Origin of the sequence: Rhizobium ruizarguesonis (assembly GCF_012349115.1) — a bacterium.
In the GTDB taxonomy this organism is placed as follows: Bacteria; Pseudomonadota; Alphaproteobacteria; order Rhizobiales; family Rhizobiaceae; genus Rhizobium; species Rhizobium ruizarguesonis.
Map to the genome: position 1 here is coordinate 152713 of NZ_PQIG01000002.1, position 13845 is coordinate 166557.

General features: G+C 61.8%; 11 protein-coding genes. 10 read left to right on the plus strand and 1 reads right to left on the minus strand.

All coding sequences use genetic code 11. The features are described 5' to 3' along the window. Positions 1 to 23 precede the first annotated feature (23 nt). Positions 24 to 1766 (minus strand): methyl-accepting chemotaxis protein, encoded by a 1743-nt coding sequence (locus C3Y91_RS02145; RefSeq protein WP_168574919.1) that lies wholly within the window; start codon positions 1764 to 1766, stop codon positions 24 to 26. Between the two features lie 339 nt (positions 1767 to 2105). Between C3Y91_RS02145 and C3Y91_RS02150 the strand changes: the two genes are divergently transcribed. The 10 genes from C3Y91_RS02150 to C3Y91_RS02195 all read left to right on the plus strand — a co-directional run bounded on the left by C3Y91_RS02150 (position 2106) and on the right by C3Y91_RS02195 (position 13778). Further along, a complete protein-coding gene (locus C3Y91_RS02150) occupies positions 2106 to 2435 on the plus strand; it encodes an STAS domain-containing protein (RefSeq protein WP_168574920.1) in 330 nt (109 codons plus the stop codon). After that, on the plus strand, positions 2432 to 2800 hold the full coding sequence (locus C3Y91_RS02155; RefSeq protein ID WP_003552634.1) for a response regulator: 369 nt from the start codon (positions 2432 to 2434) through the stop codon (positions 2798 to 2800). The genes C3Y91_RS02150 and C3Y91_RS02155 overlap by 4 nt, the downstream gene beginning before the upstream one ends. Beyond that, positions 2797 to 4842, plus strand: coding sequence for a chemotaxis protein CheA (locus tag C3Y91_RS02160; RefSeq protein ID WP_168574921.1), 2046 nt, complete (start codon positions 2797 to 2799; stop codon positions 4840 to 4842). Before C3Y91_RS02155 ends, C3Y91_RS02160 begins: the two co-directional genes overlap by 4 nt. Then, positions 4839 to 5351, plus strand: a complete 513-nt coding sequence (locus tag C3Y91_RS02165) for a chemotaxis protein CheW (protein ID WP_018072862.1) — start codon at positions 4839 to 4841, stop codon at positions 5349 to 5351. Before C3Y91_RS02160 ends, C3Y91_RS02165 begins: the two co-directional genes overlap by 4 nt. 33 nt (positions 5352 to 5384) lie before the next feature. Then, on the plus strand, positions 5385 to 7094 hold the full coding sequence (locus C3Y91_RS02170) for a methyl-accepting chemotaxis protein (RefSeq protein WP_130656195.1): 1710 nt from the start codon (positions 5385 to 5387) through the stop codon (positions 7092 to 7094). A gap of 265 nt (positions 7095 to 7359) precedes the next feature. Further along, on the plus strand, positions 7360 to 9282 hold the full coding sequence (locus C3Y91_RS02175) for a HAMP domain-containing methyl-accepting chemotaxis protein (protein ID WP_130656194.1): 1923 nt from the start codon (positions 7360 to 7362) through the stop codon (positions 9280 to 9282). 161 nt (positions 9283 to 9443) lie between these two features. Next, the gene (locus tag C3Y91_RS02180) at positions 9444 to 11252 is read left to right on the plus strand and encodes a methyl-accepting chemotaxis protein (protein ID WP_130662192.1); all 1809 of its coding nucleotides are present in this window, start codon (positions 9444 to 9446) and stop codon (positions 11250 to 11252) included. Beyond that, positions 11249 to 11731 (plus strand): chemotaxis protein CheW, encoded by a 483-nt coding sequence (locus C3Y91_RS02185; RefSeq protein ID WP_018072866.1) that lies wholly within the window; start codon positions 11249 to 11251, stop codon positions 11729 to 11731. Before C3Y91_RS02180 ends, C3Y91_RS02185 begins: the two co-directional genes overlap by 4 nt. Positions 11732 to 11761: 30 nt before the next feature. Next, positions 11762 to 12619 carry a CheR family methyltransferase gene (locus tag C3Y91_RS02190; protein ID WP_105007310.1) on the plus strand — a complete coding sequence of 286 codons (858 nt, stop codon included), beginning with the start codon at positions 11762 to 11764 and terminating at the stop codon, positions 12617 to 12619. Positions 12620 to 12680: 61 nt separating this feature from the next. Continuing rightward, entirely contained in the window at positions 12681 to 13778 is a 1098-nt protein-coding gene (locus C3Y91_RS02195; RefSeq protein WP_168574922.1) for a protein-glutamate methylesterase/protein-glutamine glutaminase, read from the plus strand. Positions 13779 to 13845 lie beyond the last annotated feature (67 nt).

Below are 13845 nucleotides of genomic sequence, written 5' to 3' on the forward strand. Positions count from 1 at the left end.
GCGCGGCGCCGTAGCGTTCCAACCTAAAAAAGCGCGTCGGCGAAGAGGTCTTCATCGTTTTCGACTTTGGCGGCCTCGGCGGGGGCGGGAGTATTGTCCTCGCCCGCCGGGATGATATCGCGATGAATGTTGCGCTCCTGGACCATCGTATAGTGCTTGAAGATCTTGCGGTCGAGCGGCGCGATCATCTCGGCGAGATCGGAGATATCGGCGACCTCAGTGCCGGCGACGCCTTCGAGCAGATCGGCGCAGCCGGCAAGGACTTCGCCGAGATCATGCTGGAAATCGAGTTTGCCGATCAGCAGGCTGATCTTGGTGGCGACCTCGCGACCGTTCTCGGCGAGCACCTTCAACTCGTTTTCCATCACGTTGGCTGCAGAGCGAATGTTGCCGACGGCCGACGTCAGGCTTTCTCCCAGGCTGCCGGCTCCGGCATCCGTGGCGGGAGCAACGCGCCCGGCTGCGGCTTCGAGCGCGGGTAAGCCGGTGACGATGGCGTCGGCGGAATCGTCGAGCTTGCCGGCGAAGATGCGCAGCTCGGCGGTGACGACGTTGATCGACTTGCCTTCCTCGCCGAGGCGGCTGCAGCGCAGGTTGGTATTCAAAGCCATATAGTGAATGTCGGTCTTGACGGCGCGGATGTTGCCGATCGCTTCGGAGAGCTTGGCGGCCGTGCCGATCGTCGACTGGCTCACCTGATCGGCCTGGCGGCTTGCTGTGTCGACCTGCTTGACGATTTCGTGGGCGGCCGAAACGCTGGATTCCAGCGCGCGCATGAAGTTGCCGCCGGCCTCGCCGCTCTGACCGCTCATCTGATCACGCAGCTTGAGGATCTCTCGCATATCGTGGTCGAAACTCGCGATCGTCTTGACGACGTTCTCAGAATCCCGCTGGAAATTTGCGCACATGTCGTTCATCTGCGCTGCGGTCAGATGGTGAATGACGTTCTGGAGGCGCTGGCGCGCGCCGGCGTCGAGTCTGGCGCCATCCTCGCCGGCAAAGAAATCCTCAAGGAGCGAAAAGGTAGCCTGTACATGTTCGATGCGCTGGCGGGTGATATCGCCGATCTGCAAGGCAGACAGCGTCGAGGCGACCTTGCCCTGGACGGCGCGGGCAATCGCGCCGACTTCGCGGGCGATGACGCCGAGATCCTTGCGATGTTGGGCGATCTTGGCGGCATCGTCGCGCAGGGCTCCGGCGACGGCCGGAACTGTATCGGCATAACCTTTGGAAACGCTGGCGCCAAAGGAGGTGGCGAGCTTGACCTCCTTATCGAGACTGTCGAGATGCGTGGCGAAACGGTTGACCTCATCGGTGCCGGAATAGATGCGCTCCAGGATCTCCTGGGCGAAGCCGGCGAATTCGGCAAGGCCGGCACCGGTGATCTTCACGGTCACGGCAAAGGTTCTGAGATAACGCATCGTCTCCTGCATGTCGGAGACGTGCTTGCGCAGCTCCCTGCCGGTATGCGCCAGCGAGACGAGTGCCTGCTGGCGGTTTTCCTCGGTGACCGGCAGCGCCGTCAAGCTCTCCACCGTGGCGCGGAGATCGGCGCTGGTGTCGCTCGCATCCTTGTTGTCGAGCGTCGTGGTAACACTCTCGAGCGAGTTCAACAGACGGTTGAGGACATCCATCACCGACAGCAGCACGGTGCCGCCTTCGAGGAAACGTTCCTCGACCTGGCCGCGGGCGGATTCCAGGGTCTGGCTGATGTCCCGTCCTGATGTGTAGGCTGCAGCGTTCGGCGATACCAGAGCGTGTGCCACTTTTATACCTTTTCTTAAAATCCAGGCAATTCGACTCTATTTTTACGGGCAGGATGGAAACGTCCGGTAAACGCGCCGGACTCGCCAGCGTTGTGATTAACGAAAGATGTTGATGGCGTGTCGGTGAAAGCCCAACGCTTGACTTGATGATTCAACATATTGTTTTTATTTTATTTATTTCTAAATTTTGAGAAAAAAATACAACTTATCCCGGATGAGAATTGGGAGTCGCGGAACGCGCTAGACGGCAGTTTCCTACAACCGCTGTTTACCCCGCATTAACGCTGCCGTGAGAGTCCTTTTAGGGTCGTCAAGTATTTACTGGCCCAGGAGGCTGCATTGGATACTCAGAAACAATATTACGAATCTATAAATTTGCCAGACGTGCTCAGCATCCGTAACGTGACCGAACTATATTCCAAGTTTAATGATGGATTTCATAGCCATGATACAATCATCGTTAGCATTCCAGAAGGTGCGGAAGCGGATCTGAGTTTCATTCAACTCATCGAATCCTCGCGCCGTCAAGCAAAGACCAAGGGAAAGACATTCAAGCTTTCTTCTCCGGCCAATGGCTCGGTCTTGAAGGTACTTGAACGCGCAGGTTTCATCGAATCCTTCGATCAAGAAGACGCAGATTTCTGGTTGCATAAAGAGGTGACGTTATGAGTGCAAATATCCTGACTGTCGACGATTCCGCCAGCATTCGTCTGACCACCAAGGTCACGCTGACCAATGCCGGCTATAGCGTCACCGAGGCGGTCAATGGGGCAGAGGGCCTCGCGACCGCCAAGGGCAGCAGCTTCGATCTGATCGTGACCGATCTGAACATGCCTGTGATGGACGGGCTGACGATGATCGAGGAACTGCGCAAGCTGCCGGCGCAGGCCGGCGTTCCGATCATCTTCCTGACGACGGAATCGGACGCCGACCTCAAGGCGCGCGCCAAGGCTGCCGGCGCGACGGGCTGGCTGACCAAGCCGTTCGACCCGGAAAGTCTGGTGAAGATCGTGAAGAAGGTTCTCGGACGATGAGTACGCTCGATCCGGTCGCCGTATTCCGTACGGAAGCTGCCGAATGCCTCGAAGCGATCGAGGCCGGTCTTCTCGACCTGACCCACCAGCTCGACAACAGGGATCTCGTCGACGCCGTGTTCCGCGGGCTCCACACGCTCAAGGGCTCCGGCGCGATGTTCGGTTTCGAAGCGCTCGCCGCCTTCACCCATCATTGCGAAACAGCCTTCGACCGCGTCCGCAAGGGCGAGGTCGCGGCGACCAGTGAACTCGTCGCCGCCGTTCTCGCCGCCCAGGACCATATGCGTGCCCTCGTCGACCAGCCGGACGCCGATCACGGCGATACCGGGCATAAGCTTCTGGCGCAGCTGCAGGCTGCCGTCGGCGGCAAGCAAGCGGCGGCTGTAGCAGCGCCCGCCGCTGTTCCTACGACTGCGGCCGGGCGCGAGGCGCCGGCGAAGAAGAAGAAGAACAGCTGGCGCATCCGCTTCAGCCTGCCCGCCAATTCGATGGCCAACGGCACCAACCCGCTCGGCCTGCTGGACGAGTTGCGCGATCTCGGCGAATGCAGCGTGCGCGCCAACACCTCGGCCATTCCGCCCCTCGACGAACTGGCTCCGACGGAGCTCCACATTTCCTGGGACGTGACGCTGACCAGCGAGCAGGACCGTTCGGCGATCGACGACGTCTTCATCTTCGTGCTCGATGATATGGAACTCAGCGTCGAGGAGATCAGCGGTACGGCAGCGGCAACCGCCGATCCGGTCGAGGAAAAGGCTGCACCTGCCCCTGTCGTCGCAACATCGGCCGCCGCCGTCCCGGAATTCCGTCCTGTCGAGGCGGTTCCGGCCAAGCGCGAGGCGCCTGCCGCCGTCAGCCAGGCGAAGGCGGCCGAGAATGTCCGTGTTCCGGCCGAACGCCTGGACGAGCTGATGGACCGCGTCGGCGAGCTCGTCATCGCGCAATCGCGCCTCAGCCAGCTCGCCAGCGCCAGCACCGATATCGCGCTGCGCTCCGTTTCGGAAGAAATCGAACGCCTCTCCGGCGAATTGCGGGACACGATGATGGTGTTGCGCATGGTGCCGGTCGCCACCCTGTTCTCCCGTTTCCGCCGCCTCGTCCATGATCTCGCCCGCGAAACCGGCAAGGTGATCGAACTGGTGACGGAGGGCGAGAGCACCGAAGTCGACAAAACAGTCATCGAGCGTCTGGCCGATCCGCTGGTGCATCTGGTGCGCAACTCGATCGATCACGGCCTCGAAACGCCCGCCGAGCGCCTTGCCTCCGGCAAGATCGAAGCCGGCACGGTGACGCTTTCGGCCCGCCAGGCCGGCGGCGAAGTGATCATCTCGATCAAGGACGACGGCCGCGGTATCAATCGTGAACGGGTTCGCGCCAAGGCGGAATCCTCCGGCCTCATCCAGCCCGGCCAGCCGCTTTCCGACTCCGAGCTGCTGCAACTGATCTTCGCCCCTGGCTTCTCGACGGCTGCCGCGATCACCAATCTGTCCGGCCGCGGGGTCGGCATGGACGTGGTCAAGAAGACGGTCGAAGCGCTCCGCGGCGCGATCGACATTGTCAGCGTGCCGGGACAGGGTTCGGAAGTGTCGCTGCGCATCCCGCTGACGCTCGCCATCATCGACGGCCTACTGGTGCGCGTCGGTTCCGGCCGCTACGTCATCCCGCTCTCGGCAGTCGAGGAATGCCTCGAACTGTCGCTCGAGGAAGATCTCCGCTCGCGCGGCCGCAGCTTCATCTCGCTGCGCGACAGCCTGGTGCCGTTCCTGCGCCTGCGCGACCTCTTCCGCACCGGCACCAAGCCCGACGTGCACCAGAAGGTCGTCGTTATCTCGACCGGCACGGAGCGCGTCGGTCTCGTCGTCGACCAGATCATCGGTGACCACCAGACGGTCATCAAGTCGATGTCAAAACTGCACAATAACGTTGCGACATTCTCGGGCGCGACCATTCTCGGCGACGGCAGCGTCGCTCTCATTCTCGACGTCGGGCACCTGGTTGCCGCGGGTCAGCAACAGGAGGCGCAATTGCGGGTGGCAGGATGAGTGCAACAGCAGCAACAGCCGAACGATTCGACAATCACTGGAGCTATGCCGAGGAAGTCGAGGTCCTGACCTTCGATCTCAACGGCGAAACCTTCGCGCTGGAGGCGGTCATCGTCCAGGAAATCCTGGACCTGCTTCCCGAGACCGCTGTGCCGGGCAGCCAGCCCTTCGTCGCCAGCGTCATCAACTTTCGCGGCAAGGTCATTCCGCTCGCCGATCTGCGTCTCGCCTTCGGGATGGAAGCAGCTGAGGCGACGATCGACAGCCGCTTCATCGTCATCGAGATCGACCTGCAGGGCGAGCAGACGCTCGTCGGCCTCAGGACCGACAAGGTGAACGAGGTGACGACGCTTTCAAAGTCCGCCAGCGAGGCTCCGCCCAGCGTCGGCATGCGCTGGCGCGCCGATTACATCAACTGCCTGGTGAAGAGGGGCGGAGAATTCATCATTCTCCCCAATCTGCAGGCAATCTTTTCATCGAGGCACGATGCGGCAGGCGCCGTCAATTGACGCTGGATGAATTCAACGAGGGGTTTGGGGACCATGCGACTGACAATCAAGACGAAACTGGTGACCGCGTTCACCTTCATCATTGTAATGCTCGTGGGTACCGCCGTTTACGGTATCTTCAGCCTTGGATCGCTGAACGACACGATCGATAAGCTTCTCTCCGGCCCGGCAGCCCGCCTCGACCTGGCGCAACAGATCAATATTGCCCAGCTCGAGGCCATCCGCCAGCAGAAGAATCTGCTCACCGCCCGTGGCGCAGACGAAACGGCCGGGGCAATCGCCAAGGGCAATCAGGCCCGCAAGGAGTTCGCCGACGCCTTCAGCCAGGTGCTGGCGCTGGCAACGGAAGAAGGCAAGGCGCGCTGGGCGCGCATCGCTGAACTTTCCAAGACCTTCAATGGAGCCGACGATCAAATCCGAGAATATGTGAAGGCCGGCAATGCGGAAGGCGCAAATACCATCTCCGTTACGACGGCGCGGGCCGCTGCCAACGACATCGACTCGACGCTCAGCGAGATCCTGGCACTTGAAAAGCAGCGCATGAAGGCTGCGGACGACGGCGCCGAAGCGCAGTACACGACGACGCGCACAATGATGGTTGCGGTCGCCGCCGTCGCCCTGCTGATTGCTGCCTTCACCGCCTTCTGGATCGCCAGCACGATCAGCAAGGGCCTCAGCCGCGCCAACACCGTGGTTCGCGAGGTGTCGGAAGGCGATCTGACGAAGATGGCGGATATCACCAGCCATGACGAAATCGGCGAACTTCTGGGCAACGTCAATACGATGATCGAACGCCTGCGCGGCGTCGTCGCCGACGCGCTGTCGGCCGCCGACAACGTCTCCTCCGGCAGCCAGGAACTTTCGGCGAGCTCGGAACAGGTGTCGCAGGGCGCTACCGAACAGGCGGCTTCGGCCGAAGAGGCTTCCGCCTCGATGGAAGAGATGGCCGCCAACATCAAGCAGAACGCCGATAACGCCGCCCAGACGGAGAAGATCGCCCGCCAGTCGGCCAAGGATGCGGAGATGAGCGGTGAAGCGGTGACGCGCGCCGTCGACGCCATGCGCACGATCGCCCAGAAGATCGGCATCGTCCAGGAGATCGCCCGCCAGACCGATCTGCTCGCCTTGAATGCCGCCGTCGAAGCCGCTCGTGCGGGTGAACACGGCAAGGGTTTTGCGGTGGTCGCCTCGGAGGTGCGCAAGCTTGCCGAACGCAGTCAGTCGGCTGCAGCGGAAATCAGCTCGATGTCGAGCGACACGGTCAAGGCTGCCGCCGATGCCGGCGACATGCTCGGCCGGCTGGTGCCCGACATCCGCAAGACGGCGGAACTGGTCTCCGAGATCAGTGCGGCCTGCCGCGAACAGGATATCGGCGCCTCGCAGATCAACGAGGCGATCCAGCAGCTCGACAAGGTGACGCAGCAGAATGCCGGCGCCTCCGAGCAGATGTCGGCAACCTCCGAGGAGCTCGCCTCCCAGGCAGAGGAACTGCAGACCTCGATCGCCTTCTTCAAGGTCGATACGGCAGGCAGCGCGCGGCCTGGTGCCCACAAGACCCAGCCAAAAGCTTCGACCAAGGTGCTCAAGGCCCCGGCCGCTGTCCGCAAACCCGCCCCGCAGGCCCACAGCCAGGGCCGTGGCCAGACGGTTTCGGCCCAGCAGCAGCGTCTCAAGGGCTTTGCTCTCGATATGTCGATGGGCGGTCCAGACGCCAGCGACGACGATTTCAGGGAGAGCGCATAGGCGCTGTCCGGGGAGAGGCTAGCTCGCCCGGGGAAAGCGCCTGAGCGCCTTCGCCTCAAACCGATCCCTCGGGCTGCTCCGGTGGCCCGAGGTGGGAATATCCCCCAACGCATGTAGGCGTTGGCGCTGCGATCGATAGATGTCCGGCTGCCGGGAAGTGAATGTAGTCGCTTTCCCCCTTTTCAGACACATCACTTTCAAGCTCGACGCCCCGTTGACGGGACGTGTCTCTATCCATTCGTTTTGACCGCATAGGGGGTATCACATGCGTTTCACCATCAAGCTCAAATTGGGTCTTGCCTTCGGCATCATGACGCTGCTGCTGATCGGCATCGCGGTTTATGGAAGCCTGAGCCTCGGCACCTTGAATGAAGCAAGCGGCAATATGATCGACGGCCCGATGCGCCGCCTGGAACTGGCGCTGAACGCCAATGTTGCCGAAGTCAACGCCATCCGCGCCCAGAAGAACGCGCTGCTTTCCACGGATCCCGACGCGACTGCCGGTTTCTACAAGGAAGCCGACCAGAACTTGCAGGCCATGTTCGATGCTGTCGATGCCGGCCTTGCGATCGCCTCGCCCGAAGGCAAGCCCTATTGGGAAAAGTTGCTGACGATCGGTGCGAAATTCCGCGACAGATCCGCCGAACTGCAGCAGCTTGACGCCAGGGGCGATCAAGCCGGCGCCCTGGCGCTGTCGCTCGGCGACCTGCGCACGATGACCAACGACATGGGTGAGGCGATTGCCCCACTCATCGAGATCCAGCGCAAGGGCATGAAGGCGACCGATCAGTCGAACACTGATCTTTACAACTCGACGAAGCTGATCCTCGGCACCGCTTCCGGTATCGCCGTGCTCATAGCTCTCGGCGCTGCACTGTGGATCACGCTCGGCATCAACAACGGTCTGCGGAAGATCACGACTGTCGTAAACGCCGTCGCAATCGGCGACCTCAACCAGAAGGTCGATGTCAAGACCAATGACGAGATCAAGGATCTCATCAATACGGTCAATACCATGACTGCCAATCTGCGCGCCACGGCAGCACTTGCCGACCAGATCGCCATGGGCGACCTCAGCACCGATGCCAAGCCGCTTTCGGACAAGGATTCGCTCGGCATCGCGATGCAGAGCATGATCTCCAACCTGCGGACCACCGCCGGCATCGCCGATCAGATCGCAAACGGCGACCTGACGGTGTCTCCGAAGCCGCTCTCCGATAAGGATGCGCTGGGCATCGCGCTCGAACAGATGGTCGAGCGCCTGCGCGGCGTCGTCGCCGACGCGATCTCCGCTGCCGAAAACGTCTCTTCCGGCAGCCAGGAACTTTCGGCAAGCTCGGAACAGGTATCGCAAGGCGCAACCGAACAGGCGGCGTCGGCCGAAGAGGCGTCCGCCTCGATGGAGGAGATGGCCTCCAACATCAAGCAGAACGCCGACAACGCCGCCCAGACGGAAAAAATCGCCCGTCAGTCGGCCAAGGATGCGGAAGCCAGCGGCGAGGCCGTCTCCCGTGCCGTCGATGCCATGCGCACGATTGCCCAGAAGATCGGTATCGTCCAGGAGATCGCCCGCCAGACCGACCTTCTCGCCCTTAACGCCGCCGTCGAAGCCGCTCGTGCGGGTGAACACGGCAAGGGTTTTGCGGTCGTCGCCTCCGAGGTGCGCAAGCTTGCCGAACGCAGCCAGTCGGCCGCCGCCGAGATCAGCTCGATGTCGGGCGATACGGTCAAGGCGGCCCAGGAAGCCGGCGACATGCTCGGCCGGCTGGTGCCCGATATCCGCAAGACGGCGGAGCTGGTCTCCGAGATCAGTGCCGCCTGCCGCGAACAGGATATCGGGGCTGCCCAGATCAACGAAGCGATCCAACAGCTCGACAAGGTGACGCAGCAGAATGCCGGCGCCTCCGAGCAGATGTCGGCAACCTCCGAGGAGCTTGCCTCCCAGGCGGAGGAACTGCAGACCTCGATTGCCTTCTTCAAGGTCGATACGGCAGGCGGGCGCCGCGAGCGCGCGCCGGCGGCAAAACTCACCGCCCGCAGCCGGACTCAGGCTGCACCGCGCAAACCGGTCGGCAAGGCGCCGGTGAATACGGTCGCCGGCCAGCAGGCCCGCGTGAAGGGGTTTGCCCTCGACCTGTCGATGGGCGGTCCCGACACGGCCGATGACGAGTTTAGGGAGAGCGCATAGCGCTCGCCTGGGGAAGCGCATAACCGCTCCCCGTTCGCAATTGTCGTGGGCCAGTCAGCATGGCCCGCGACGCACGCTTCGCCTACCGGAATTTCTTTGCTGCATGATGCCGCGCCCCTTGGTCCACATTAATTGCTTCGCTCTCGGAGAGGTATATTGAGATGCGTATTACGATCAAACTTAAGCTCGCAGCCGCATTCGGCTTTGTCATATTGTTGCTGGTGGGCAGCGCGGTCTATGGAATCATCAGCCTCAGTTCCCTGAACGATGCTGTCGGCAACCTTGTTTCTGGTCCGGCAAAGAGGCTGGAACTGGCTCTGGAGGCAAAGACTGCGGAGCTTAATGCCGTTCGCTGGCAGAAGAATGCCCTTCTGGAAATGGATCCCGAAGTGGCCAGGAAGGACTACCAGAACTCGGCGAAGAGCCTGGATGACATGGTGGTCTTCGCCACAGGCGGCCAACAGCTCGCAACAGCCGAGGGCAAGCCCACCTGGGACAGGCTGGTCGAGTTGGCCAAACGCTTCAGTGAGGGCTCCAACAAAGTCGCCTCTATCCAGAAAAGCGGCGACAGGGCAGCGGCAGCGGCGCTTTCGTCGGGAGAGGTCCGCGGCCTCGTCATGGAACTGGAAGAGGTTTTCGAGACGCTCGTCACGCTTCAGCAGAAGTCGATGGCGCAAGCCGATAACGACACCGAGGTTCTTTATAGTTCGACGAAGAACATGCTGATTGGTATCGCGATCGGGGCTTCCGTCATCGCTTTCGCCGCTGCGCTGTGGATCGCGCTCGGCGTCAACAGCGGCCTGCGCAAGATTATGAACGTTGCCAGCGCCGTCGCCATCGGTGACCTCAACCAGAAGATCGAGATCAAGAGCAACGACGAGATCAAGGATCTGGTCAACACGATCAACGTCATGACGGACAATCTTCGCAACACCGCCGAGATTGCCAATCAGATCGCGAATGGCGACCTGACGGTGTCCCCGAAGCCATTGTCGGAGAAGGACATGCTCGGCATTGCGCTCGAACAGATGGTCGAGCGCCTGCGCGGCGTCGTCACCGATGCGGCTGCAGCCGCAGAAAATGTTTCGGCCGGCAGCCAGGAACTTTCCTCGAGCTCGGAACAGGTGTCGCAGGGCGCTACCGAACAAGCCGCGTCGGCCGAAGAGGCTTCCGCCTCGATGGAAGAAATGGCCGCGAACATCAAGCAGAACGCCGATAACGCCGCCCAGACGGAAAAAATCGCCCGCCAGTCGGCCAAGGATGCGGAAGCCAGTGGTGACGCGGTGACGCGCGCCGTCCAGGCGATGCGGACCATTGCCGAGAAGATCGGCATCGTCCAGGAAATCGCCCGCCAGACCGATCTGTTGGCGCTCAACGCTGCCGTCGAAGCCGCTCGTGCGGGTGAACACGGCAAGGGGTTTGCGGTGGTCGCATCTGAAGTGCGCAAGCTTGCCGAACGCAGTCAGTCGGCCGCTGCCGAAATCAGCTCGATGTCGGGCGATACGGTCAAGGCCGCTCAGGAAGCCGGCGACATGCTCGGCCGGCTGGTGCCCGATATCCGCAAGACGGCCGAATTGGTCTCCGAGATCAGCGCCGCATGCCGCGAACAGGATGTCGGCGCTTCGCAGATCAATGAAGCGATCCAGCAGCTCGACAAGGTGACGCAGCAGAATGCCGGTGCTTCCGAGCAGATGTCGGCGACCTCCGAAGAGCTCGCGACCCAAGCGGAAGAGTTGCAGGCCTCGATTGCCTTCTTCAAGGTCGATACGGCAAGCAATCGCCAGTCCCGCATGCCGGCCGCCAAGGTCACGGTCCGCAGACCGGCTTCCGTCGCCGGCCGCAAGCCTACGCCCAAGAAGCCGGCTGCCAACAACGTCGCCAGCCAGCAGGCGCGGGTGAAAGGCTTCGCTCTCGATCTCTCCATGGGCGGTCCCGATGATGGGGACGTCGAATTCAAGGAAAGCGCATGATCATGGCCACGACATCTTTGGAAGCGCAATTCGTGACCTTCAGCCTCGGCGAGGAGATCTTCGCCGTGCCGGTTGAGGTTGTACGGGAAATCCTCGATTATGCGGAAGCTTTCAAGATTCCGAATGGTCCCGACTATCTGCTCGGCCTGCGTGACGTACGCGGGCAGGGCGTGCCGACAATCGATCTTCGATTGAAGCTCGGCATGACGAAGACTGTGCCGACCCCGCACACGCGCGTGCTCGTCCTCGACGTGCCAATGGAAAGCCGGCTGCTGACCCTTGGCCTCGTTGCCGACCGCGTCTTCGAGGTCACGCCATTCCGGCGCGAGCAGATCGAGGCGGCGCCTGATATCGGCGTGCGCTGGCGCTCGGACTATATCGCCGGCGTCGTTCGTCGTGAAAACGGCTTCGTCGTCATCATCGATCTTGCACGGTTGCTGTCGCGCGAGGACGCCTCGGCACTGCAATCGGCGGCCTGACCCGCGCATCAACTCGGAGTACTGCGTTCTATGAGTATGGCAGCAGCGGTGGAAACCCAATTGCCGGGCGACCGGATCAGCAAGCGCAATTTCGACAAGCTTGCCCGGTTCATCTACGATTACAGCGGCATCAAGATGCCGCCGACCAAGCTGACGATGCTCGAAGGGCGGCTGAGGCGCCGCCTGCGCGCAACCAACCATGCGACCTTCGACGATTATTGCGACTTCCTGTTCAATCACGACGGGCTCGACCAAGAAACCGTCTACCTGATCGACGTGGTGACGACGAATAAGACCGACTTCTTCCGCGAAGCCAAGCATTTCGACTATCTGCAGACGGTAGCGCTGCCGGCGATCGCCAGCAGCGGCGTGCGGACGATCCGCACCTGGAGTTCGGCCTGCTCGACGGGGGCGGAACCCTACACGATGGCGATGGTGCTGGCTGAATTCACCGAAGGCCGCAACGACGTCTCCTACAGCGTTCTGGCCACCGACCTTTCCACCGACGTGCTGCAGACGGCGCGCCGGGGCATCTACCCGGAAGACCTCATCGCGCCCGTGCCGCGCGATCTACAGCGCAAATACGTGCTGACGGCCAAGCAGCCGGATCGGCGGGAGGTGCGCATCACGCCGAAACTGCGCAGCAAGATTGGTTTTGCCCGTATGAATCTGATGGACGAAAAATACCAGATCGGCGAGGCGATGAACGTCATCTTCTGCCGCAACGTGCTAATCTACTTCGACAAGCAGACTCAGGCCGGCGTGCTCAACCGCCTCTGCGACTGCCTGGCGAAGGGCGGCTACATGTTCATCGGCCATTCTGAATCGATCACCGGCTTCGATCTGCCGTTGAAGCAGGTCTCGAATACGGTGTTTCAGCGTATCTAAAGCGCATCGCGTCATCCCAAAACCGCTGCGCGCTTCCGGACGGCATGCATTAGGGGCATTCATGGCTAAGAAAATCCGCGTTCTCATCATCGACGATTCCGCCAGCGTCCGCCAGACGCTGACCCATGTGCTGGAGCAGGATCCCGATATCGAGATCATGGCGGTCGCATCCGACCCCTTCATGGCGGCGCGGAAGCTGCAGGAGGAGATCCCCGATGTCATCACGCTCGACGTGGAGATGCCGCGCATGGATGGCATTACCTTCCTGCGCAAGCTGATGGCGCAGCGGCCGATCCCTGTCGTGATGTGCTCGTCGCTGACGGAAGCGGGTTCGGAGACCCTGATCCAGGCGCTGGAGGCCGGTGCCGTCGACGTCATTCTGAAATCGAAGATCGGGGCCGCCGACAGCCTAGCCGACGATGCGATGCGTATCCGCGAAGTCGTCAAGAGCGCTTCGCATGCGCGGCTTTCCAATGTCCGCCGTGCCGCCGGAACCATCCGCTCGGCTTCGGCGGAGGGGCCGGCCAAGAAACTGACGGCGGATGTGATGCTGCCGCCCCCGACGGGGCGAGCCATGGCGAAGACGACGGAGATGGTCGTCTGCGTCGGCGCCTCCACCGGCGGCACCGAAGCACTGCGCGAGTTCCTCGAGGAACTGCCGGCCAATGCGCCTGGCATGGTGATCGTCCAGCATATGCCGGAGAAATTCACCGCCGCCTTCGCCAAACGGCTGAACGGGCTCTGCGAGGTCGAGGTCAAGGAAGCAGTCGATGGCGATCCGGTGCTGCGCGGTCATGTCTTGATCGCGCCTGGTGACAAACACATGCTGCTCGAGCGCCAGGGTGCGCGCTATTATGTGAGCGTCAAGACCGGGCCGCTGGTGTCGCGACACCGGCCTTCCGTCGACGTGCTCTTCCGCTCGGCGGCGCGCTCGGCCGGCTCGAACGCCATGGGGATCATCATGACCGGCATGGGCGACGACGGTGCTCGCGGGATGCTGGAAATGCATCAGGCCGGCGCCTATACGGTGGCGCAGGACGAGGCGAGTTCCGTTGTTTTCGGCATGCCGAAGGAGGCGATCGCCAAAGGCGGCGTCGATCGGATCCTGCCGCTCGATCAGATCGCTCGCGAAGTGCTGATGACGCAACAGAAGTTTTAGGATCTGTTTGAACCGGACCGGATCGAAGCCGGCGGTATCGCAGGATGCCGCCGACTTTTATTGTAAC